Origin of the sequence: Liberiplasma polymorphum (genome assembly GCF_043951795.1) — a bacterium.
Classification (GTDB): Bacteria; Bacillota_I; Bacilli_A; order Izemoplasmatales; family Izemoplasmataceae; genus Liberiplasma; species Liberiplasma polymorphum.
Window position 1 is genome coordinate 22,502 of the sequence record NZ_JBIOAG010000001.1, and the last position, 23,345, is coordinate 45,846.

At 32.5% G+C, this 23,345-nt stretch carries 29 protein-coding genes and 1 other annotated feature; of the genes, 3 read left to right on the plus strand and 26 right to left on the minus strand.

Going from position 1 to position 23,345, the window contains the following annotated elements:
• Positions 1-39: 39 nt before the first annotated feature.
• Positions 40-342, minus strand: a complete 303-nt coding sequence (locus ACHAJD_RS00105) for a winged helix-turn-helix transcriptional regulator (protein WP_435583806.1) — start codon at positions 340-342, stop codon at positions 40-42.
• Positions 343-516: 174 nt separating this feature from the next.
• Here ACHAJD_RS00105 and ACHAJD_RS00110 point away from each other — a divergent pair, with 174 nt between their 5' ends.
• The gene (locus ACHAJD_RS00110; RefSeq protein WP_435583807.1) at positions 517-978 is read left to right on the plus strand and encodes a hypothetical protein; all 462 of its coding nucleotides are present in this window, start codon (positions 517-519) and stop codon (positions 976-978) included.
• 2 nt (positions 979-980) lie between these two features.
• Here ACHAJD_RS00110 and ACHAJD_RS00115 read toward each other — a convergent pair whose 3' ends face one another.
• The 5 genes from ACHAJD_RS00115 to ACHAJD_RS00135 all read right to left on the minus strand — a co-directional run bounded on the left by ACHAJD_RS00115 (position 981) and on the right by ACHAJD_RS00135 (position 4,768).
• Complete coding sequence (locus ACHAJD_RS00115) at positions 981-1,745, minus strand: NYN domain-containing protein (protein ID WP_435583808.1); 765 nt, start codon at positions 1,743-1,745, stop codon at positions 981-983.
• A complete protein-coding gene (locus ACHAJD_RS00120; protein WP_435583809.1) occupies positions 1,745-2,044 on the minus strand; it encodes a nucleotide pyrophosphohydrolase in 300 nt (99 codons plus the stop codon). Before ACHAJD_RS00120 ends, ACHAJD_RS00115 begins: the two co-directional genes overlap by 1 nt.
• A gap of 11 nt (positions 2,045-2,055) precedes the next feature.
• On the minus strand, positions 2,056-3,549 hold the full coding sequence (locus tag ACHAJD_RS00125) for a hypothetical protein (RefSeq protein WP_435583810.1): 1,494 nt from the start codon (positions 3,547-3,549) through the stop codon (positions 2,056-2,058).
• A 111-nt stretch (positions 3,550-3,660) separates the two neighbouring features.
• A complete protein-coding gene (locus tag ACHAJD_RS00130; protein ID WP_435583811.1) occupies positions 3,661-4,245 on the minus strand; it encodes a hypothetical protein in 585 nt (194 codons plus the stop codon).
• Positions 4,246-4,366: 121 nt separating this feature from the next.
• Positions 4,367-4,768, minus strand: a complete 402-nt coding sequence (locus ACHAJD_RS00135; RefSeq protein WP_435583812.1) for a Fur family transcriptional regulator — start codon at positions 4,766-4,768, stop codon at positions 4,367-4,369.
• 154 nt (positions 4,769-4,922) lie between these two features.
• Between ACHAJD_RS00135 and ACHAJD_RS00140 the strand changes: the two genes are divergently transcribed.
• On the plus strand, positions 4,923-5,198 hold the full coding sequence (locus tag ACHAJD_RS00140; RefSeq protein ID WP_435583813.1) for a GNAT family N-acetyltransferase: 276 nt from the start codon (positions 4,923-4,925) through the stop codon (positions 5,196-5,198).
• A 21-nt stretch (positions 5,199-5,219) separates the two neighbouring features.
• Here the strand turns inward: ACHAJD_RS00140 and ACHAJD_RS00145 are convergent, their stop codons facing one another.
• Positions 5,220-5,525: a hypothetical protein gene (locus ACHAJD_RS00145; protein ID WP_435583814.1), complete on the minus strand. Its 306-nt coding sequence runs from the start codon at positions 5,523-5,525 to the stop codon at positions 5,220-5,222.
• Between the two features lie 111 nt (positions 5,526-5,636).
• Here ACHAJD_RS00145 and ACHAJD_RS00150 point away from each other — a divergent pair, with 111 nt between their 5' ends.
• Positions 5,637-6,578 (plus strand): S1C family serine protease, encoded by a 942-nt coding sequence (locus ACHAJD_RS00150; RefSeq protein WP_435583815.1) that lies wholly within the window; start codon positions 5,637-5,639, stop codon positions 6,576-6,578.
• 92 nt (positions 6,579-6,670) lie between these two features.
• Here the strand turns inward: ACHAJD_RS00150 and ACHAJD_RS00155 are convergent, their stop codons facing one another.
• From ACHAJD_RS00155 to ACHAJD_RS00245, 19 genes are all read right to left on the minus strand, one after another.
• Positions 6,671-6,991, minus strand: coding sequence for a YolD-like family protein (locus ACHAJD_RS00155; RefSeq protein ID WP_435583816.1), 321 nt, complete (start codon positions 6,989-6,991; stop codon positions 6,671-6,673).
• Complete coding sequence (locus ACHAJD_RS00160) at positions 6,984-8,252, minus strand: Y-family DNA polymerase (RefSeq protein ID WP_435583817.1); 1,269 nt, start codon at positions 8,250-8,252, stop codon at positions 6,984-6,986. Before ACHAJD_RS00160 ends, ACHAJD_RS00155 begins: the two co-directional genes overlap by 8 nt.
• A 143-nt stretch (positions 8,253-8,395) precedes the next feature.
• Entirely contained in the window at positions 8,396-9,346 is a 951-nt protein-coding gene (locus ACHAJD_RS00165) for a zinc dependent phospholipase C family protein (protein ID WP_435583818.1), read from the minus strand.
• A 4-nt stretch (positions 9,347-9,350) separates the two neighbouring features.
• A complete protein-coding gene (locus tag ACHAJD_RS00170; protein ID WP_435583819.1) occupies positions 9,351-10,256 on the minus strand; it encodes an RluA family pseudouridine synthase in 906 nt (301 codons plus the stop codon).
• Positions 10,246-10,755, minus strand: coding sequence for a signal peptidase II (gene lspA / locus ACHAJD_RS00175; RefSeq protein ID WP_435583820.1), 510 nt, complete (start codon positions 10,753-10,755; stop codon positions 10,246-10,248). Before lspA ends, ACHAJD_RS00170 begins: the two co-directional genes overlap by 11 nt.
• A 10-nt stretch (positions 10,756-10,765) precedes the next feature.
• Positions 10,766-11,125 carry a hypothetical protein gene (locus tag ACHAJD_RS00180; RefSeq protein WP_435583821.1) on the minus strand — a complete coding sequence of 120 codons (360 nt, stop codon included), beginning with the start codon at positions 11,123-11,125 and terminating at the stop codon, positions 10,766-10,768.
• Positions 11,115-12,140 (minus strand): S16 family serine protease, encoded by a 1,026-nt coding sequence (locus tag ACHAJD_RS00185; protein WP_435583822.1) that lies wholly within the window; start codon positions 12,138-12,140, stop codon positions 11,115-11,117. The genes ACHAJD_RS00180 and ACHAJD_RS00185 overlap by 11 nt, the downstream gene beginning before the upstream one ends.
• Entirely contained in the window at positions 12,133-12,606 is a 474-nt protein-coding gene (locus ACHAJD_RS00190) for a deoxycytidylate deaminase (protein ID WP_435583823.1), read from the minus strand. The genes ACHAJD_RS00185 and ACHAJD_RS00190 overlap by 8 nt, the downstream gene beginning before the upstream one ends.
• A gap of 8 nt (positions 12,607-12,614) precedes the next feature.
• A complete protein-coding gene (gene msrA, locus ACHAJD_RS00195; protein WP_435583824.1) occupies positions 12,615-13,103 on the minus strand; it encodes a peptide-methionine (S)-S-oxide reductase MsrA in 489 nt (162 codons plus the stop codon).
• Positions 13,104-13,107: 4 nt separating this feature from the next.
• Complete coding sequence (locus ACHAJD_RS00200; RefSeq protein WP_435583825.1) at positions 13,108-13,791, minus strand: tRNA threonylcarbamoyladenosine dehydratase; 684 nt, start codon at positions 13,789-13,791, stop codon at positions 13,108-13,110.
• Between the two features lie 8 nt (positions 13,792-13,799).
• On the minus strand, positions 13,800-14,225 hold the full coding sequence (locus ACHAJD_RS00205) for a hypothetical protein (RefSeq protein ID WP_435583826.1): 426 nt from the start codon (positions 14,223-14,225) through the stop codon (positions 13,800-13,802).
• The gene (locus ACHAJD_RS00210) at positions 14,222-15,358 is read right to left on the minus strand and encodes an AI-2E family transporter (RefSeq protein WP_435583827.1); all 1,137 of its coding nucleotides are present in this window, start codon (positions 15,356-15,358) and stop codon (positions 14,222-14,224) included. The genes ACHAJD_RS00205 and ACHAJD_RS00210 overlap by 4 nt, the downstream gene beginning before the upstream one ends.
• A 39-nt stretch (positions 15,359-15,397) precedes the next feature.
• Positions 15,398-17,134, minus strand: coding sequence for an aspartate--tRNA ligase (gene aspS / locus ACHAJD_RS00215; protein WP_435583828.1), 1,737 nt, complete (start codon positions 17,132-17,134; stop codon positions 15,398-15,400).
• A gap of 5 nt (positions 17,135-17,139) precedes the next feature.
• Entirely contained in the window at positions 17,140-18,441 is a 1,302-nt protein-coding gene (gene hisS, locus ACHAJD_RS00220; protein ID WP_435583829.1) for a histidine--tRNA ligase, read from the minus strand.
• Positions 18,442-18,483: 42 nt separating this feature from the next.
• Positions 18,484-18,682 (minus strand) — a binding site (T-box leader).
• Between the two features lie 64 nt (positions 18,683-18,746).
• Entirely contained in the window at positions 18,747-19,337 is a 591-nt protein-coding gene (locus ACHAJD_RS00225; RefSeq protein WP_435583830.1) for a GNAT family N-acetyltransferase, read from the minus strand.
• Positions 19,330-20,133, minus strand: a complete 804-nt coding sequence (locus ACHAJD_RS00230; protein WP_435583831.1) for a GNAT family N-acetyltransferase — start codon at positions 20,131-20,133, stop codon at positions 19,330-19,332. The genes ACHAJD_RS00225 and ACHAJD_RS00230 overlap by 8 nt, the downstream gene beginning before the upstream one ends.
• Entirely contained in the window at positions 20,126-20,578 is a 453-nt protein-coding gene (dtd, locus tag ACHAJD_RS00235) for a D-aminoacyl-tRNA deacylase (protein WP_435583832.1), read from the minus strand. Before dtd ends, ACHAJD_RS00230 begins: the two co-directional genes overlap by 8 nt.
• On the minus strand, positions 20,578-22,749 hold the full coding sequence (locus ACHAJD_RS00240) for a RelA/SpoT family protein (RefSeq protein WP_435583833.1): 2,172 nt from the start codon (positions 22,747-22,749) through the stop codon (positions 20,578-20,580). The genes dtd and ACHAJD_RS00240 overlap by 1 nt, the downstream gene beginning before the upstream one ends.
• Positions 22,750-22,793: 44 nt before the next feature.
• The gene (locus ACHAJD_RS00245) at positions 22,794-23,306 is read right to left on the minus strand and encodes an adenine phosphoribosyltransferase (protein WP_435583834.1); all 513 of its coding nucleotides are present in this window, start codon (positions 23,304-23,306) and stop codon (positions 22,794-22,796) included.
• Between the last annotated feature and the right edge of the window lie 39 nt (positions 23,307-23,345).

The following is a 23,345-nucleotide window of genomic DNA, read 5'->3' on the forward strand; positions in this document are numbered from 1 at the left end:
ACGATTAAATATAAAAAAAGTTCTCAATTGAGAACTTTTTTATAACCAAGTTTCTGCCCAGTTTTTTGTGGTTTCCATTAAAGGTTTTAATGAAACGCCTTTTTCAGTTAGTTCATAAGTTATTTTAACAGGCGTATCTGCAATAACTTCTCTTTTGATAACGCCTTCTTCTTCTAAAAATTTTAAACGTTCAGATAAAACCTTTGCACTTAGTTTAACAACGGATTCTAATTCATTAAAACGTTTAGGACCAGTCATTAATTGATCAATAATAAGTCCAACCCAACGTTTACTCAGAATACTCATTGCTTTTTCAAACTTAGGACAAATGATTTCAGACATATCGTCATCTCCTTGCTATATTTACTCAAAGTAAGTTACTTTCTTTTATTCACTTATTATAATATATGAGGTAACAAAAAGAAAGTATTATTAATTATTTTGACCAATTTGCTTTATTTTCCAATAAAAATAAGGGTTTTGTTGTTTAGTATAGTGTAAAAGGAGATGAAATTAATGAATACATTTAAAAAACACAGTAATAAAATCCTTTTCGTTTTAGGATTAATGATTACATTAACTTTATTGTTACCAGCATTAATATATGATAACTTAAGCTATGTCGGCTATGAAATTACTTTTGGGAAAGAACTGATTGATATCAATCCGTTTGGATTAGGAAGTATTGCTAGTGCCCATTTAGGCTTTTCATTTTTAGCTTTATTAGCCTATATTTTACCTTTAGTCGCTGGAATTATAGCGTTGGCATCAAAAAAACTAGCCTTAGCTAGTCTTTCATTATTTGTTGTAAGTACATTTTTATTTATGAGTTTACCTGCAAATATTGATATTACTTATATTGTAGCAGGTTCTTCAAACACAGCTGCAGTTGATTGGCAAATGGCTCATGGGTTATTTGCAGCAATCATTTTATCACTAGTCGCAGTATTTGTATCAATTAACCAGCTAATTGATTAACGTTATTCTGAAACGTTTTTGATGAAAATAACTGTTTTATCTTTTTTAATTTCAAATTCGTTTAATGATTCAACAAAATTTAAAGGTCTTAATTTGTGACCATAGTTTCTTGGATGAAATCCAGGAAACTTTTTTTGTAGCAATTGTGCAACAACACTCCAATACGCATAGCCATCTTCTTCAATGTTGTCTTCAATAATTTGTTTAAGCTCTTTTTTTATCTTTTTTAATGGGGTAATACTGGTTTCAGATTTTCCGTTTTTAGGCGGTGCTTTCTTTTTAGGTTTGGCCGTTTCTTTTTTAACTACATCTTTAGTGTCTTCTTCGGTTTCATTAAACATAATGTCTAAATAAGAAAAGGCTTCACAAGAGTTTACTAACGAAATAGGCGTTTTACTCTCACCCATACCGATAACAAACATATTATCTTCTCTCAAACGGGTAACTAGTTTTGTAAAGTCAGAATCACTTGTAACAATACAAAAACTATCGACTTTACCAGAATAAAGAATGTCCATTGCGTCAATAATTAACGTGAAGTCAGAGACATTTTTCCCTGAAGTATAGGCATATTGTTGAACTGGGGTTAACCCAAATTCATTAATTTTATTTTTCCATGCGCCAAGTTGATCGGTTGTCCAATCACCGTAAACTCTGCGATAGTTAATTTTTCCATACTTGTTGGCTTGGTCAATAATAAGTTCAATGTACTTAGGAGAGATATTTTCAGCATCAATTAATAAGGCAATGGTTTTATCTATATTCATTATTTTTCTCCGTTATTTTTTGGCGTTGGGTATTTCACACTATTTTTTTCTATTTTTTCTAATATAATCGTTTCTAAATCAAACTGATAATGATCCACTAACATTAAGCAATAAATCATGACGTCAGCGAGTTCTTCTTTGACGTTTGTCATCGAGTTTGCCTCAGTTGTCCATTGATAATTTTCTAATAATTCAGCAGCTTCAATGACAATAGATTTCGCTAAATTTTCAGGTGTATGATATGGCTTCCAATTTCTGGCATCTCTAAATGCGCGTATTTTCTTAATCAAATCTTCCATTAGGGACTCCTTTAATTTAAAAATCGTTGATGTTTTGAGACTTTGGGTTGATAGGTGATATTTTCTAGTGGAACTTGGTAATATTTATGAATGTAATAAACATCAATATAGTTCGTATGAACAATCGCACTTCTTGAAATGGTTCCATCATTTGAGAATATTATCTCAATGTGGGCCATTTTATTAAGTTCTACGTGATCAGTTTGAACTTTAATGGTCGTATTATAGAGTTTAGCAAATTCACTTATTTGATCAAACTCATTTGGTTCTATTAGTAATAAATCATCCATGAGTTCAACTGAATTATCTTCATCATAGATAAAGGATTCTTGTAAAGAATGCTTTAAAATTTCAATATCTTCAAGTTGAAATTGGTTATTAAATTGTTCACTAAAACGATCTTTAATCATGGTATTTTCAAACGTTAATACTGCATAGGCATTTATAAAAGGATCAACACCGTGAATACTGGATAGATCATAAAATTCTGCATGATCTAGTTCATAGATAGCAGACTCATCCATATTTAAAACACACTTAGCAACGAGTAAAATATCAAGCAGTTGTAATTGAGATTTTCTTTGTAGTGCGTCATAGTCTTTTAAAGATAAACCGAATAAGTCCTGGGCATCAAAATCAACAATTCGTGATAGTTCAAGGGTAAATTCTGAATCTCTAAATAATAATTGATGACTTGAACAATAACCTCTAGAGGTTTTAAAAAATGGATTAGCCCCTTTTTCAAATAATGTGTATAAGTAACTAGGTTTAACGGCGTGACGTAAGCCCTCATGGAAAAAGGTTAATCCAAACTCATTGTGTGCATTCATATCTAGATGTCTAGAAATTATAAATGTTAATGCTTGATTAAAATCATCTTGATCATCTATTTTAAATATAGGGACAAAGTCTTCTATATCAAAATCTTTTGAGAGATCTTCGATTTGTTCTATATAATGCAAAAATTCTTGATGATAACAAATTATTTCGTAGATGACATCTTCATGTTTTAAGTGCTTTTTAAAGCCTTTTTGTTTGATTAAATATTCAAATGCGATTGGGCTTTCTAAAGATGATTTTAGTAAATCTACACGGTATTTTGCTTCTAAATCATACGCTTTATAAAATTGAATAAAATAGTCTGCTTCTTTTGTTTGAAGCATATATTCATACATAATTAAAAACTGTTGTTGATTAAAAGGAATGTGTTCTAAAGCATCAAACAACAAATTTTCGCGTTCAAAAATAATTAATATGACTGGAAGAGATAATCTGAAAGGGTTAAAAAATTCAGAATAATCATACGCATGAATCAAATAGTTAAATATGGCTTCGCTATTATACGCCGCACATATTTCTATTGGATCTATCATAACTTCAGTATCTTTAAATGGTTCAAAAGTTCGTACAAACCCCTCTACATCATCGTCAATAATGCTTTGTGCATAAGGTGTCACATCTATAAGATCTTGTGAAAGAAAAAATTCTTTATATTGTTTAATCATATAGGATACCTTCCTTGGTTAAATAATTACAGTTCCATTTTAACATAACGACCTTTAAAAAACTATATAACTAAGCATTCTAAATAATAAAGTGATCTATTACTAGACCACTTATAATTTTCTTTTATTATTTTTTGGAGGCGTTGACACGGATTCTTCATCTTCTAAAAATTCTGGGGAATTGTTAATGAAATTTTCAAGGAGTTTTCCAATTGCTTCTGTTTGTGATGCATCTTTAAACATAAACTCCATTGATGCTTTATTAATAACAGAATCATCAAATATTTTGAGGTCGCTTATTGAGAATTGGATTGAAAAATCTAATTTTATAATTAAGCCACGTAATAAATTTTTAAGCAAAATCTTAATTAACATAGCCATGTAATAAAACGAAACAAATGGTAATAGTAAAAGTGTAAAAATGAGTGTTAGTAAAGAGTTAAGGCGTTTAATCCAGTCTGTGGCATGTGCTCTTTTATGAATCATTTTCATATGAAAGGTTAAAAAATATTTATATATTGGTGACAGTATACGTTCAATGATGTAACAAACCCAAGTAAATATAAATACAATGGTGAAAATTGGAAATACAAGTATTAAAAGTAATAATTTTAATACTATCTCACCATTTTTATAATCTTTAAAATTAAATAACATTTTGTAACTCATAAATGCTTGTTTAAAAACAAGTTTCATATTATCCCAACTTTCCATTTACTAGAACTATTTTAGCATATTTTAAACGTTTTAACCACGAAAAAAGAGACTTCTTAAAAGAAATCTCTTTTTAAAAATCCGAGAGAAGATTCATTAAAAACTAAGCTGTTTTTTGACATTTTTCGCATATTCCACGATAGGTTAGTTGTGTGTCACTAACTTTAAACTGACTTTGATACTTTTTATCGATATATGGTGGAACCATATCGATATCGAAAATCGTATCACAACGTTCACATTGGAAATGCGCATGAGGTGTACTTATTAGATCATAATGCTTTTGTTGTTCCATGACAAGTTCTTGAACTAAATGTTTTTCCATAAATAATTTCAAGGTATTATATACCGTTGTTTTAGATAAAGTCGGTAGTTCTTGAACAAGAGATTGATAAATTTCATCAACTGTTGGATGAGTCATATTATCCTTAAGATATTCAAATATCATCATACGTGTGTAAGATGGTTTGATATCGAGTTGCATTAACAGTTCTGCTGTTTGCATTTAATCACTCCTTTAAATCAATAGTGTAATGATTACAAATCTATAATAACAACATAATTAAAATCAGTCAATCTGTATGAATAAATTTATAATAATGCTTATAACTTTATAAATAACGATTGCATTTAGTATAATATATGTTAGGTGAATTATAATGAATGAAATTAAATCTGGAGATAAAATGTTTTATATTGGAGAAAGTGAAACAGAGGCTGTTGCACGTATTCACTATAAAGTTGAAAGCGACAAAGTGATCATAGCCAATTCAACATTTGTTGACCCATCACTCCGTGGTCAACAAATCGCTAAAAAATTATTAGACCGTTTAGCAGACTATGCCAGAGAAAACAACTTGAAAATAAGACCTACATGTTCTTATGTAGTAACGGCATTTGAGCGTTATAAAGAGTATGAGGATGTTAAACTATAAAAAAAGTATGGCCAGCCATACTTAATTAAACAAAGGTAGAATAAAAATAGCGATAGACAAAGCGAGAATAGGCAGTATAATCATTAGTATGCTTATAATGATTGTCTGCTTTAATCGCTTTTTTTCATTATCATAAAGATGTGGATCTTTTCTAGCGGCTAGTGCTAATAATAAAGCGATAATTGCCATAGGCAATACAAATAACTGAAACCCAGTAATGGTTGCAGATTCAGGTAAAAATATGTTTGTTATAACTGATAAAAGAAACATTCCTAAACTTGCCAAGGATAACATATATCCAGCATTTAAATAATTATTCTGATCCATAAACTCACCTACTAATTTAAAATGTAATCTAATTATAGCATTAATTTTAAATAAATAGATTAATCCCAATAAAAATAGGCTTTTATTTGTTATAAAACTGAGGTGTATACGATGAAAAAAATACTGAGTATTGGCTTATTAATGGTTACCGTTTTTATTTTATCTGGTTGTCAAGAAGTTGATAACTTTTTATCCTGGGTTCAAAACCCAACACAAGAAATCATAAATAATGATGATACTGATGAAAATGATACTTGTAATTTAGAGTGTGAAAATGAAATTATTATCGAAGAAAAAATAATTTATGAAGAAATAATTATATACGAAGAAGTTATTGTTTATGAAGAGAAAATCGTTTATGAAGAAGTCATCGTCTATGAAGAAAAAATTGTTTATATTGATGAAGGTGTTTTTGATAAACTTATTGAAACCCGTGATGCGATTAGATATGCAAATTTATTTGTAGAAGTTGATCAATATAAAAAAGGCATTGGAAACTCCACTACCAAAGTAGGAACTTCTACTGGTTCTGCATTTATCTTTTATCAAGATGGCAATACTTTTTATGCGTTAACAAATTATCATGTTTTATTTTTTGATTATGATATCATAAAAATTGATATCCGTGTTAGTCCTTTAAGTAATGAAGTTTATGAAGCAACATTAGTCGCTTATGATAAAGATAACGATTTAGCTTTAATTTCATTTGAAAGTACAAGTACAGCGTTTAATATTCTTGATATCCATGCTAGAAAAGATATAAACTTAGCATCTGGTGAGTTTTTACTCGCCGTTGGTAATCCAAAAGGCGTTAGACATATGGTTACTTTTGGAGAATATATTGATATGCGTACGATTGCGAATGTAACTTACCCAGTTATATACCATAGTGCAATTATCCATTCGGGTAATAGTGGTGGCGCACTTGTAGATATCAATGGCAATTTAGTCGGTATCAACACTTGGAGTGCTCAAGATAGTGATGTAAGAAACTTTGCAATTCCATTATCGATTATTTACGCCTTTTTAGACGAAGTAATGATTGAATACTAAACTAAAAGTTCATTTCTGTTTGAAGAAATGAACTTTTTTTATGATTATCAGCAGTCTCTAACGACTAAACAAGAAAGTTAATCCCTACTAAACTAAGTCATCGCAATAATGTCTTCAATAAATAAATTGCCCGTATTAAGCATGATGATTTTTTGTTGAATATCAGCACCAATAATCACGCCATTTAAAGTGTGCTTTTTACCATTTTTAAAATAAGAAATTGTAACGAATTCTTTATTGATAAACGCTTCTTCAAATCGGTATTGCATGAGCATATATTGATCTTCTGACAATTCGGGTTTAACCTCAACTGCTCTACCATTTAAAAGACTACTTATTTCATCACCTTGTTCAGGTAAGGATTGAAACGGTAACCATTTCAACATTTTTCGGTCCATATATAAATTACCCATGATGACCTCCAATTAAATCACTGCGATGAATCATGGTGCCTGATTCTAATCGAGAGGATAATCGCGTGAGACTTGTTTTACCAAAACGCGCACGGACTTGATCAATGGTTTGCCATAATTTCAGGCGTTTTTCTTTTCTTAACACTTCTTCAAAAAACGAAACCTGTAAAGTGTTTTGAGCTTCGTTTAATTGAGTGGCACGAATAAACACGCTTCTTATAGGTAAATCTTCGTAATGTTTTAAAAATAGTGTTAAGACAAAATGAAATAATTCATCAGGGTCATCGCTGGCTTCTTCTAAAGAGATTTGTCTAGAAAAACCACCGCCGTGTGTTTTACTATATCCTATTCCTAAATGAACCGTTTTGGCACGTTTTCTAACAAAACGAAGTTTTTCTGCGACTTCATCGGTCATCTCTAAAAGTACTTGAATGATTTGTTGGCCATTATAATCACTAAACAAGGTTTGACCTAATCCAACACTTTTCATATGGGGCTTATAACCTGATTTATCACTAATGATAGACATATCAATCCCATGGGCATGATAATAGAGTTCTTCTCCGATAACGCCAAACAGACGTTTTAAATGTTTTAAATCTGCATGCGCTAAATCTTTAATTGAATAAATATTTAATTGATTTAATCTTTTTTCCATGCGTGAACCAATGCCCCACATATTAGATAATGGTTTAATCGGCCAAAGCATTTCTTCTACATTGTCATAACGAATTTCAGCAATAAAGGTGGGAGATTTTTTGCTATATAAATCTAGGGCAAGTTTACTTAAAAGTAAATTATCGCCGATTCCACATGTCGCAGGGATTTTTGTTTTCTTTAAAACATCGTTTAAAATAGTTTCTGCAAGTTCATGAACGGTTTTCTTATGATATTTTAAATAATTAGTAACATCTAAAAACGTTTCATCAATACTATAAATATGCATATCTTCATAAGAAACATAGTCTAAAAATATTTCTATGATTGCTCTAGAAAAACGTAAATATTCTTTCATCCTCGGTTTGGCGATGATGAGAGATTCTTTATTAGGTATTTCAAATAAACGACATCTACTAGGCATGCCTTTGGCTTTTAAATAAGGCGTAACGGCTAAGACAATACTGCCTCCACCACGGCCTGCATCTGCAACAATCAATGGGGTTTTGAAAGGATCTAAGCCTCTTAAAGCGCACTCAACAGAGGCAAAGAAGCTTTTTAAATCAATACACAAAATATCACGATAGATTCGATAGTCTTCCACAATAAGAGTCTCCCTTCTTCTTTGATACTTTCATTGTACACCAGTTTTTTTATTCTACTAGTCTTGACAAATCCTGTGATATTTGAAATAAAAGAGCCGTCTACATTAACGGCTCTTTATAATCATTATAAGGTGAAAATTGGTCATTTTTCAGTATAAATTTGAAAAAATTGCATTGGTCTTTCATCATCACAAGAAACGCCTGAATTAAATGAACGGTTCTTAAATAAATGGTTAAAATCAATGGGTTGTTCTTCAAAAATGTAAAGCGCTGTTTGTTTAATAAAGCGCTCAGCATCAAATAAAGCATCAGCATATAAATCATCAACACTTTTTTTAGAGGGTTGTTTGGTTACTGGGTGATACCACGTTTGATGATCACGGTTTAAAAAATCATAGCTAAGATCTCTATTTCTAAAACTCAAATCTTTATAAAATAAATCATCAGCTGGTTTTTTTCGATCTAAGAAATTAAGTAGTTTATATTTAACGCCTGTTCGGTCATAAACAAATCTTTTTAATACAAAGCGCATCTTTTTATAAGAACGTAAAAAGAGTTCACCTGCATCATAAATATTAAGCGCTTCAGAAACTGAATACTCATAAAAATCACTGATGATTTTCGGTAATTTTTTAAGCGGTAATGCTTCGGTGATTTTATAGTAGTAAGCACAGCGTTTTGTATCTTCTTGAATCAACATCGTGTCAATACTACGTTCAAATCTTAAATGAAGGCCTTTATTATCTTGATTTGAAGGATTATTTTCATCATAGATCCCAACATGATGATAAACATAAGGATGAACATTTGCATCTAATGCAAAATGCATTAAAAACCCTACATAGTAGCTGTAAAGGTCTTTTGAATAATGTTTTTTTACATAGTTTGTCATGGTGACTAACAAGGTTTGAACATTCGTATCGTGTAATCGGTCACCAATATGACGCGCATGGTTTTTCTGGTTTGAAAAAACAAGATAGTAATAAGGATCTGGTCCTTGTGAACCAATGCGCACTAAGTCATTATTTAAAGGCGTTTTTAGATTTTTTAACAGGTCTTTTGCAAAACGGTTATGCATATAAATATCAGGCACAGTATCACTCGTTTCTAAGTTCGTTTAACTTCTCAAGAAAATATTCAGGTAAATCCGACTCAAAACGCATAAATTCTTTTGTTTTAGGGTGCGTAAATCCAAGTGATTTTGCATGGAGATATTGTCCATAACGGATATCTGTTTTTTTGTGGCCATATTTAGGATCTCCAACAATTGGATGGTTGATATATTTTAAGTGCACTCTAATTTGATGGGTCCTACCGCTTTCTAATTGACAAGCAATAAGTGTGTGGTTTTCAAAACGTTCTAACACATTAAAATACGTAACACTTGCTCTTCCTTTTGCGTGAATAGTCATATTTTGACGGTTTTTAGGGTCACGACCAATGGGTGCATCAATTTTTCCTTTATTATGTTGGATAACACCCTCAACTAAAGCGACGTATTCACGTTCAGTTTTGCGAGCTTTTAACTCTTTTTGAATAAAAACTAATGCTTCTTTATGTTTTGCAACAACTAATAGTCCGCTCGTGTCTTTATCAATACGGTGAACAATTCCAGGTCTAAAAGAATCATCAGTTTCTAAATTTTTAGCTTGTGAAAGCAAGCCATGTACAAGCGTTGCATCCTGAACAGTCGCAGCAGGATGCACTACTAGTCCTGTCGGTTTATTAACAACAATGACATCATCATCTTCGTAAACAAAATCAAGATTTAAAGCAACCGGTTCAAGATTCAATGGTTCTTCTACTTTAATATTTACTATAACCTTATCACCTGTTTTTACTTTGTAACTTGGTTTTGTTTCGTGGTCATTGACTAAAATATAGCCTTCATCAATAAGGTTTTTTATGTGTGTTCTAGTTAGCGTCTCATCCAAAGTAACAAGTACTTTATCAAGACGTTTTAAATGGTCAGTCTCTTCTATAATATACGTTTTATTTTTCACGTTCTTTCACCCTCTTTGGCTCTAATATTAGTACATCAACCGCAAATAAAATCATCCCTATAGTTAGTGCAGAATCTGCAACATTAAATATGGGGAAGTTATAAGTAAAAATATAAACATCAATAAAATCGATGACATACCCTAAAAATAAGCGATCGATAAAATTACCCAACGTGCCAGCAATGAGTAAAATAACTGCATAGGAATAAAACTTTCTTTGTTTTAAATCAACATCTTTAAATAAATAAGCAAATAAACTTAAAGCAAGTAGTGTAATCGCAATTAAAAACACCATTTGTCCACTAAACATGCCCCAAGCTGCCCCATCATTATGATGATGGGTAATATACATAAAGTTTGGAATCACTGCATAAGACGGCGTTTGCATCGGATTATTAAAATTATATGGAATGGTCCATACAATTATCCATTTGGTGAGTTGGTCTAATGCAATTAAGCCAATCATGATCAGTGTTGCAATTTTGTAATCTTTTTTCATGGTATCACTCCTAGATGAAATATGGTGTAAAAATAATAATGAATATGGCATTTAAGGCAAATATGAAAACACTTGTTGGGACACCATATTTAAAGGTGATATCTAAAGTATTTATATAGACTAATTCATTATAATTAGACAATGTTTTTAATGTAATGTATGTCACAAGTGAAAAATAAACACTAATTATCATACTTAATAATAGTAATACAGGGTAAACAAAGCGAATATATAGCAATAAAATATTTATCGTAAATAATAAAAACGGTAATATAATAATAAAACTTACGATTAAACTAAATACAATACTTCTTAGGATTTCGTGCCATTTAAACGTCTTAAATAAAGTCTCTAACTTACTAGAGTTCATCTGGATCGCCTCCTAAATTTATTAAGTAATTAATCGCATCAAGCCATGTTTCTACGCCAACAAGCTTCATATCAGTATCAATAAGTTCCATTGCGCGAAGGGCAACTTGATAGTTATCATTATAATTATTATCATTTAATCTAGGTACAAACAAAATATCAACACCAGCATAATGTGCGGTAATAACTTTTTGTGTAACACCGCCAATCGGTCCAACGGTTCCATCCAATCGAATAGTTCCAGTTCCGGCAATTTTATACCCATGGGTAATATCTTCTTCTGTTAAGACATTATAAATATGTAAAAACTGCATGAAGCCACCGCTTGGGCCACCGGTAAATGTCGGTTTAATTTCATAAGGGATTTCAGCATAAGTTAAGTTATAATACTGACTAACACTTAATCCGAAACGGCAACTACCATCTATATTTTGTTTGATAATATCATATTCAACCGTAACACCATCCACTGTAATTACAGTAAATGTTGCAGCTTCATTGCAAGAAACTGCATTAATTTCTGTAAAAATATTGCTATTACCATTGACTGCTATGATTTGATCGCCAAGATCTAAATCTTTATTACTTATATAATCATAGATTAAGGTGACTTGCATTTGAATATCATACTCTACTTCATATCCAAGCGCAATAAAAGAAGATATGATAGCCGCATTCCATGCATTGTCTTTCGCAATTTGACCGCTTCGCCAGTTTACTTCATCTGAAATACCTCTTTGCGATTCAGGTAATTTCATCGTTTCAATGGTTTTATCAAAATAAGCTAAACCAAATTGAAAAAATGTTGGTCTATCGATAGCCATCACATAAATGGTATAAAAACTGCCTTGATTATCAAACTGATTATCAAAAACAACTTGATCTTCAATAAGCGTTAAGCCTCCTGGTGTTGTAAGTGAATAGTCAATGCGGTAAGTAAAAATAAATAGGAAAAAAAAGTAAGGAATCGCCAGTAAAATAATAAATTTTTTCCATTTGCAAAGTTGTTTAATCATGATTAATCTTTACCTTAACGTGTTTCATATGACGCATTTTAATCCCAGCGTCTTTTAACATGCGCATGCTAGCAACGGCACTATCTTCATCTTGATATTTATTTTCGGTATAAACGATTTCTTTTATACCACTTTGAATAATAAGTTTAGCACATTCATGACATGGAAATAATGTGACATACAATGTTGCTTCATCAAGACTTACCGTACTATTTAATATTGCGTTTGGTTCTGCGTGCACAACATAGGGATATTTTGTATTTAAAAATTCCCCTTCGTTTTCCCAAGGATAAAGATCATCGTCAATTCCAATCGGAAATCCGTTATACCCAATTCCAACAATTCTATTTTTATTACTGACAATACATGCTCCGACTTGTGTATTTGGATCTTTACTTCGCATTGCGCTTAAACGGGCAACACCCATGAAGTATTCATCCCAACTAATGTAGTTTTCGCGTTTCATCGTTTCACCTACTTTACGTTTTTAACACTTGATAAATTGACGTGACAATACCCATTTTTGTTTTTATCAAGATAATCTTGATGGTAAGTTTCAGCTAAGTAAAAAGGTAAGTCAGTTTTAAAGGCAATAATAATGGGACGATTATAATTAGACTTAATCGATTCAATATACGCATCAATTTCTTCTTTTTGAGCTTCGTTATAATTATAGATACCACTGCGGTATTGAACCCCGATATCAGGCCCTTGTCTATTAAACATGGTAGGGTCTACGATATTAAAATAATGATCTAATAGTTTTTTAATGGATGTGGTGTTTTCATCATATTGAACCCAAACAGCCTCAGCATGCCCACTTCCCGAGCAAACTTCTTCATAGGTAGGGTTTTCTTTTTTACCATCAATATAACCAACACGTGTATCAACAACACCATTAACTAATTTAAAATAGGCTTCGACACCCCAAAAACAACCACCTGCAAGTACGATTTCTTTCATAATTTCACTCCTTAATAAGTTCTCTGACAATATAAGCTGCGGCTGTTAAACCTGCCGTTGCTGGAACAAAAGCATTTGATGCGGGTCTTCTTTGATGCGGAAATTTTCTAGGTATTTCTTCTGAACACACACAGGGTGTGTTTTTTAATAGTCTTTCCTTTTGTAGTTTAACACGAATAACTTTAGCAAGAGGGTCATAACTTGTATCTTTCAGTTCTTTTATGGTTACTTTCTCTGGTGCCATTCTATTGCCTTGACCAACTACGGTGATAAAACGTATGTTTCGAGCTTTGGATTCTCTAATAATATCTAATTTGAATGTAACCGTATCAATGGCATCAAGAACAAAATCTGCCTGGTGGTTATCCCAAATCACGTGTTTGTTTTCAAGTGTATAAAACATAGGATACTTGATAACGGTACAATTTGGATTTATATCTTTTATTCTCGCTTCTAAAATGTCTACTTTTAATTGATCTAAAGTAGAATGAAGTGCTGCAATTTGGCGGTTAATATTAGAAATTTCTACGCGGTCTTTATCGACAATGATCAAAGTGCCAATCCCGCTTCTAGCCAGTGCTTCAATGGCAAAAGAACCAACCCCACCACAACCAAAAACTAGCACCGTTGAAGATGCTAATTTATTTAGACCTGCTTCTTTAAATAATGGGATAGATTTGGAAAACATTTTTTCACCTAACGATTTTGAAATAATTTAACATTGAATATGTGACTACCAAGTTCTAATACGATAAAATAATTAACTAAAAATAACAAAATTAATAAATGAAGCAAATAATCCTTATTGCCACCAAACTCTAAAAACATTACTGCAACCCCTAAAATACCAAAACCGGTTAATATCATAAGCGATGCATATTCTTTACGGTAAACAGAATTCACTTTTTTTCGGTATTTTTTTCGTTTGGTAATTAAAACAGTAATGCCTATAAAGGCAATGGTTAAAGCAATAATTAGACTCACTATCATTTTTATGGTTGCGGTTAAATACTGATTGAGTTCAAAGGTATAAGAAAATGCGTAAAATATCGGAACACTCCAAACAAATGCATAAAGGAGTAATATCCATGAAACAAAATAATGTGAATAAATCTTTCTCATGATCCTTTTTCAGGCCCAACTAAGGAAACTTGTTCTTTACTCATTTCCCGACGTTCCTTGAAGAACTCATATAATACACGCAATGTAGCTGCAATTGGACTAGCAAATATAACCCCAAGTGCCCCAAATAAACTACCAAAGAATAAAATTGATATGATAATAATAATCGGATGAATCTCTAATTGTTTCCCCATAATAATGGGTTGGAAAATATTACCTTCAATAAACTGAATCATAATATTTACGCCAACAACCAAAAACGGATTCGGTCCAAAGTCTCTTGTTATAAAGGCATATGTTACTGCAGGAATCATCGCAATTAACGCCCCAAAATAAGGAATAACGTTGGTTAATCCAACAATGATACCAAAAATAAAGTAATATTCTAACCCGATTAGTTTATACGTAATCGTTGCAACCGTACCAATTGCAAACATTAAAAACAATTGTCCACGGATATAAGCCCCAACCGTATGATTTAAACGGGTTGCTAAATCACCAGCAGTTCGTGAATACTTTTTAGGAATTAATCCTTTTAATGTGTCGTTAACACGTTCGTAATCTAATAAATAAAAGAGCAATAAAATCGGTAAAATCGCTATAACTGTAATCAGCCCTAATATCGTTGATGGAATTACAGTAGTAAGGGAGGCAAAAAACGTTTCAACGGCATTATTAATTGCATCACTCGATTGAATCGCTCTTGCAAAGAAATCATACATTTCTGTTCCAAAGATAAAATCTTCACGAAACTGGGTTCTAAAATAATCAGCAAGTAATGGATAGTCTGTTGCAAAAAATTGCTTTATTTGATCCATTACAAATGGAATCAAGAAACTAAGCAATCCATATAAAACTACCGCAGTAAAAACATACACAATCGCCACACTTAAAGCGCGAGGACCAATCCCTCTTTTTTCAATAAGTCTAACAATTGGAAATATAATTAACGAAATTAACCATGCTAATCCTACAGGAATTAACACCGCACGCAAGGCAAGCCCTACTGAACGCCAAAATGGGGTGAATAATGTCATCATATAAATTAATAAAGTTGCTAAAATTAAAATACCTAATATTTTAAGCGCTCTATTTAACATTTGATCACTTAACAGTCGAGATTCTTTTTTCATTTGCTCACATCCATTTCATGCAATAATTATACCATAAACCTATTTTTTTAATGCTAGTTCCTTATACTGTTCTTCACTTATAACACTAGGTGCATCCGTTAGTAAACATTGCGCACTACTAGTTTTAGGAAATGCAATAACATCACGAATATTTTCTGTTTTACCCAGTAACATTACAAAACGATCAAATCCAAAGGCAATTCCGCCATGAGGCGGTGTTCCATATTGTAAAGCTTCAGTTAAAAAGCCAAACTTAGCAACTTGTTCTTTTTCGGTGATGCTTAATAAATCAAATACGGTTTTTTGCATCATCTCTTCATGAATACGCATGGATCCGCCACCAAGTTCTTGTCCTTGAACCACTAAATCATAACAATAGGCTAATGCATTATCTGGATCATCTGCTAAGCTTGATTTATAGCAATCTTGAACACGTGTAAACGGATGATGTAATGCGTAATAACGCGCAGTTTCTTCATCATACTCAAACATTGGCCAATCAACAACCCACGTAAAATCATAAGTATCTGGATCAATTAAATTAAGTCTTTTAGCCACAACTTTACGCAGGTGACCTAATGCACTACGGGTAATACTTAATGAACTTGCAACAATAAGTAATAAATCACCCTCAGTCGCCATCGTCTTTTGTTTTATTTTTAAAAGTTCTTCTTCGCTTAAGAATTTTACAATAGACCCAGTCGTTTCTTCTTGAAACTTAATAAAACTAAGTCCTTTAGCGCCATACTTTTTAGCTTCTTCAGTTAGTTTATCAATATCTTTACGTGAAAAATCTTTAGCACCATCTTTAACATTAATGGCTTGAATAGAACCGCCATCCGCAATTATCGTTTTAAAGACATTAAATTCAGTATGTTCTAAAATAGTATTTAAATCTTTCAATTTCATATCAAAACGCGTATCTGGTTTGTCAGAACCATAATCGCTCATAGCCTCGTGAAAGGTAATGCGTTTAAAAGGCTCAAGTAGTTCTATTCCTTTAACGTGTTTCATAACATGTTTAATCATACGTTCACTTAAATCGATAACGTCTTCTTGATTCACAAAACTCATTTCGATGTCGATTTGAGTAAATTCAGGTTGGCGGTCACTTCTTAAATCTTCATCTCTAAAACATTTTGCGATTTGATAATATTTTTCAAAGCCTGAAATCATCAATAATTGTTTAAAAATTTGCGGTGACTGAGGCAAAGCATAAAATTCACCTTTATGGATTCTGCTTGGAACGACGTAATCACGCGCACCTTCTGGGGTAGATTTGGTTAAAATCGGGGTTTCAAACTCCATAAAATTTTCATTATTTAAAAATCCTCTAACGGCTTGCATCATTTGATGACGTAATTTCATCATATTTTGCAAAATGGGACGACGTAAATCTAAATAACGATATTTTAAGCGGGTTTCTTCTAAAGCATCTGTATCATCTTGAATCATCATTGGTGGCTGTTTCGCAGTATTTAAAACAGTGATTTTCGTGACATTCACTTCAATATCCCCTGTTTTTAGTTGAGGATTTTTACTTGAACGTTCTTGAACAACCCCACTAACTTCTAAAACATATTCGTTTTTTAAAGCGGCCGCAATGCTTTTTAAGTCGTTTTCACTATCAAAAGCAAGTTGCGTAATGCCTTCCATGTCACGCAGGTCAATAAACACTAAATTTCCTAAATCACGTCTTTTTGACACAAAACCTTTTAAGGTAACTGTTTTTCCTATATCCTTCATTGTTAATTCATTATTATGATGGGTTGCCATTCCTATTACTCTCCTTTGTGTTCGCAATCTTCACATGTCGTTTTAGTTGTTAAACGATCTACAATCGTTACATAAATATCATTAATTGGAATACTTAAACTTTCTTTTGTTAAGGTATCTTTTAAATTAACTGTTTCAGATTTTATTTCTTCTTCACCTATGATAACTATGAAACGTGCATTTTGATAATCTGATTGTTTAAACTGGGCTTTCATGCTTTTATTTAAATAATCCATATTAGATGTAATGCCACCTAAACGTAAGCGTTGCATTATTGCCATAGCTTCAGTGCGGGCTTCATCGCCTAAAACAAGGAAGTAAGTGTGTAAATAGGGTTCAACTTTAAGTAAATTGGCTGCTTTCATCGCAACAATCACACGTTCTAAGCCAAATCCAAACCCAACAGCAGGTGTAGGTGGACCATCTAGTGTTTCTACTAAATGATTATATCTTCCACCACCACAAATGGTGTTTTGGTTTCCAAGGAGTTCTTTACTTACTTTAATTTCAAAAACTGTATGTGTATAGTAATCTAATCCACGCACTAAGTTACTATCGATTTCATAATTGATTTGCATGGCATCTAAATACTGACAAACTTTATCAAAATGTTCTTTGTCTTCTTTGGTTAAATATTCAATTGGTTTAGGCGCAGTTTTAATGGCTTCGTGTTCTTGATCAACTTTACAATCTAAAATACGAAGTGGATTATCTTCATAACGTTTTTGACAGTCACCACAAAGAGATTTTACAGAATCTTTTAAATGCGCTTTTAATGCTTTATGGTAAGCAGGTTTACTGTCTTTATCGCCTAAAGAGTTAACATAAACTGTAATTCCCTTTAATTTAAGCGATTTAAGTAATGTAACTGCATAAGCGATAATTTCTGCATCCATTTCAGGACGGTCACTACCAAAGGCTTCTGCCCCAAATTGAATAAATTCTCTGAAACGTCCCTTTTGAGGACGTTCATAACGAAACATTGACCCTAAATAATAAAATTTATGTGGCGTAATACGTTCTGCATAAAGTTTATTTTCAATATAAGCACGGACAATTCCAGCAGTCCCTTCAGGTCTTAATGTATTACTTCTATTGCCGCGATCTATAAAATCATAAGTTTCTTTACTTACAATATCGGTTGATTCACCAACACCACGATGAAAAAGCTCACTTGATTCAAAGTGGGGTGTTCTTATTTCATTATATTGAAACAATTTGCTCACAGTCATAATTTTCTTTTCAATTTCTTGCATATAAGGCATATCTTCATACAAATCGTAGGTGCCTTTCATTTTTTGAATCATATTAACACTCCTTTTTATAAAAAAAATCACCCTTAGAAAACCTCTAAGGGCGAATAAATTCCGCGGTACCACCTTAGTTCCGGTTTTACAACCGGCCCTTAACTCTTAACGCGAGAAACGTCTTTTCCTATGAATTCAGAAAAGCCCTCGGAAATGTCAAGTGTTTTAACTCGTATGGTGATTACACCCTCCACCACTCTCTATAACGTTTAAATACACGCAGTTTCCTCATAAGTTTACAAAAGTAATTATACATGCATTTAACAGGTGTGTCAATTTGTAAAAGCATGAATAAGGATAATTTATTACTTGATAATGGTTATTTTTTCTTTAACGGTATTAAACCTTGTTTCTTCTTCAAAATAATCGTCTTTAGTGAAACTCGATACAATTTCATCAAGAACCTTACCATTAGCATGTTTGAAGCCTCTACGTTTTATGCCTTCAACTTTAAACCCTAGTTTTTCACGTACTCTGCGTGAGGCGTAGTTATCTAAAAAGTGACAATAAGCTAAGCGAGACATCAATAGTTCTTCAAACGCATAAACCATGACGGCTTCAGAGGCTTCTGTCATATACCCTTTATTCCAATAATCAGGATGAAGGACAAAGCCAATCTCACCTTTATACCCTTCAAATGAATGAATTTCGATCGTTCCAATGACTTCATTAGATGCTTTTTCTTCGATAACCCATACGCCTGGTTGATTGAGTTTACGTTTATTGAGTGCATACTCTATAAATTCATAAGTGTCTTGCATGGTGTGATGGGGATTCCACCCAGCACTTGGACCAACATTAGGAAGTTGAGCATATCGAAAGATTGATTTAGCGTCTTTTTTACTTAATGGGCGCAACATTAAGCGTGTTGTAATAATAATGGGTAGGTTAATCATGTTTAGGAATTAACATAATCCAGTCGTCGATTTTAACAAAACCGAGTTGTTCATAGAGTGCGCCAGCACGAGGATCATCATAATAAAGACATAACGTTTTATGTTTTTTGTTAACGTATAAGTCTACTAAATAATACAATACTGTCTTACCAAGACCACGTTCACGGTAATCAGGATGGGTTCCAACCCCAACAATCATCGCTGTTTTACGTGTTTCACCAATAGCACTAGCGCTTGCTATGACAATATCATCTTCTTCTATGAACACAGTTGTGCCATTATCATTTGAATTATCTAATAGAAATTGAACGAATTCTTCTTCTGTTTTTTTACGTACTGATTCTAATTCTTCTATACCATTTAAAAGCGTATAAACGCCTTTAGCATCTTTTTCAGTTTCGAGTATTTTAATGCCTTCATAAGAAATAGACGCATCTTTTACAAAGGTCGTTGATTTCATAAATTCTAGTTTATCCATCATTAAATGGGGTAAATAAGGTGCCATGGCTTTCATAATTGGCGCTTTACCACTAATGAACAAATAATCAAACTGTTCAAATATAGTAAGCCATTGATCATTAAATTCAGGTGATTTAGCATAATAGACGATATGTGATAAATTTCTACTCATCACCGCATAATAATCGCCATCTTTAAATTCGGCATAAATGGACTGATCTTCTTGATCAAACCCAAAGTTTTTTATATCTCCAATGATATAAAGATTGATTTCAGGTTCTTCATATAAAAAATTCAGTACACTTTCCTCATCGTTTTTGGTTAGTTTCCTAATCATTTTTCATCCCTCGTTCTAACAAAATGGTTACTGGGCCATCATTAATGAGTGAAATATCCATATGTGCTTGAAAAGACCCCGTAGAAACAAATAACCCTTCTTTTCTTAATGCTTCATTAAATTGATCATAATAAATGGTTGCAAGCGTTGGATTAAGTGCGTCTGTAAAAGATGGACGATGCCCTTTTTTAGTACTAGCCTCAAGTGTGAACTGAGAAATAGACATCACTTGCAACTGTAAATCTTTAAGTGATAAGTTCATTTTACCTTCTTCATCTTCAAAGATTCTTAAGTGCGCAATCTTTTTAGCCATTTGCGGAATAAGTATAGCCTCATCAGTTGTGTGAAAACTTACAAATAACAATAAGCCTTTATCAATATGACTAAATGGGGATTGATTTATAATGCAAGTGGCTTCTTTTACTCTTTGAACAAGGACTTTCATTATTTCATCAGCCTTTCAATACTAAATACATCACGAACCTTTTGAAGATTCACAATGGCATTTTCAAGTTCTGATTTATGATGCACACCCACTTTTAATTTAATAACCCCTTCACCACGTTTATTTGTACTTGCGGCTACTTGAATAACTTTTGAACCGTTTGCGGTAACTTTGTTAATAATTTCAGCTAAAATATTATCTCTATTTTGGACTAGCATTTTTAAGTTTACACTGTAAATTAGACTTAGGTCATTGCCCCAATTAACATCGATATAGCGCCCTTCAGGTAAATTTTGCAAGTTATTACATCGAGTTCTATGAATGGCAATGCCTGATCCTTTTGAAATGTATCCTGTGATATGATCACCAGGAATCGGCGTACAACAGTTTGAAAGTTTAATGGATGGATTATCTAAGCCTTCAATGATAATATTTACATCGTTTTTAATTTGTGTTGCACCTTTACGGTTAATTGATTCGATTAAATCTTTATCTTTTTGTTTTTCCTCACCAATTAACGCATTGATGGCATTATTGGCAGTAAGAGTATTTTTCCCTATTTCATAATAAAGGTCTTCTAAATTTTTAACCCCTTTATGTTGGAATAATTCTGCACACATTTTATCTGTAATGTGAACGTCTTTTCTTCTAGTTTCAAGTTCTTTTTGAAATTCTTCTTTACCCATTTCAACTAAAACATCACGACGTTGTTTATTTAAGTAGTTTTTGATTTTTGATTTGGCTGCAGAAGTTTTCACGATTTTTAACCAGTTATCATTGGGTCCAAAACTGTTCGCACTCGTTTTCATGTTTACAATATCACCGGTTTGAAGTTCATATTCAAGCGGAACGATTTTCCCATTTACAATTGCCCCAACTGTGCGAATCCCAACCTCAGTATGGATTCTGAACGCGAAATCTAGCGGTGTTGAGCCTTTAGGTAAATCGATGATATCACCTTGTGGTGTAAATACATAAACATTTGAATGCAAAATGTCATCGCGTAATAAATCTAAAACATCCTCATCATTTTCACTTTCTTCTGTGAATTTGATGAGTTCGCCATACCATTTAAGTTTTTTCGATACCATTTCTGTCATTGGGACACTACCACGATCTTTATAAGACCAGTGTGCGGCAACCCCGTATTCAGCAATGCGGTCCATTTCATTGGTTCTAATTTGAATTTCATACACTTTACCATTTGCGATGACTGAAGTATGCAGGGATTGGTAAAGGTTAGGTTTAGGCATTGCAATATAGTCTTTAAAACGATTGGGAATTGGTGTCCATTTGCTATGGATAACACCGATTGCACTATAACAAGCTTCAATATTTTTAACAACGATTCTTAATGCCAATAAATCAAATATATCATCGAAATCTTTATTTCTAGATTGCATCTTTTTATAAACAGAATAAATATTTTTAATACGGCCTTTAACATTATATTCAAATTTATTCTCACTTAGTAAATATTCTAAGTTTGTGCGCATAAGATTTAAGTCTTCTTCGCGGTTTTGTCTTGTATCACTAATCATTTGCGCAATAAGTCTATATTGTGGTGGATTTAAATACTTAAAACTTGTATCTTCAAGTTCAGCTTTTAGTAAGTACATCCCGAGTCTATGCGCAAGTGGCGCATAAATATCTAAAGTTTCTTTAGAGATACGCTTTTGTTTTTCTTCAGGTAAACTAGCTAGGGTTCTAACGTTATGTAGTCTGTCTGCAAGTTTAACGATAATGACTCTAATGTCTTTTGACATAGCTAGTAACATTTTTTGATAGTTTTTCGCTTGCATGTGTTGTTTTTCTTCTTCAGCCGTTTCTATGCCTTTAAATTTATATTGACCTAATTTTGTAACACCTTCAGTAAGTAGGGCAACTTCTTCGCCGAATATTTTTTTAACATCTACAAATGTAGCGGGTGTATCTTCAATCGTATCATGAAGAAGTCCGGCTATAATCGTGATCGGATCAGTTTGGTATTCGCTTAAAATATAGGCAACACTTATAGGGTGATTAATATAAGCCTCACCGCTTTGTCTTTTTTGGCCTTCATGATGTTTAAGCGCAAACAAATACGCGTCATGAATACGCTTTAAATCGTCTTCTAAATCGATATATTTTTTTAAGTTTTCCATTAATAGTTCAATGGTGATTGTATCCATAACGACGCCTCCTTATGATGTATTTTTAAGTATATTCCATGTAGTTAATATTGTAATAATGATTTGATTTGATAGTTTTTAAACTGTTCTTTACCATTTAAATCTAACAGTTCAATTAAAAATGCAATGCCTGCAACATTAGCGCCACTTTTTTCAATGAGTTTAATGGTAGCATTAATCGTTCCGCCAGTTGCAAGTAAGTCATCAACGATTAAAACGTTTTGTCCTGGCAAAATATCACCTTTATGAATGGATAAGGCATTCTCACCATATTCTAGGCTGTAACTTTCTGTTAAGGTTTCTCTTGGTAATTTTCCTGGTTTTCTAACGGGAACAAAGCCAATGCCTAACAGTGTCGCAACCGGTGCACCAAATATAAATCCTCTAGCATCTGGTCCGATAATAACGTCTGCTTTTACTTCTTTTGCAAAGTTTGCGAATAGTTCAGTTGCATAGCGAAATGCTTCGCCGTTTGCAATGAGTGGGGTAATATCTTTAAATTGAATACCTTTTTTAGGAAAATCAGGTACGTTTGCAATATAATCTTTTAAGTTCATAAAAACACTTCCTTTATTGTTTTATTATATCAAATTTAG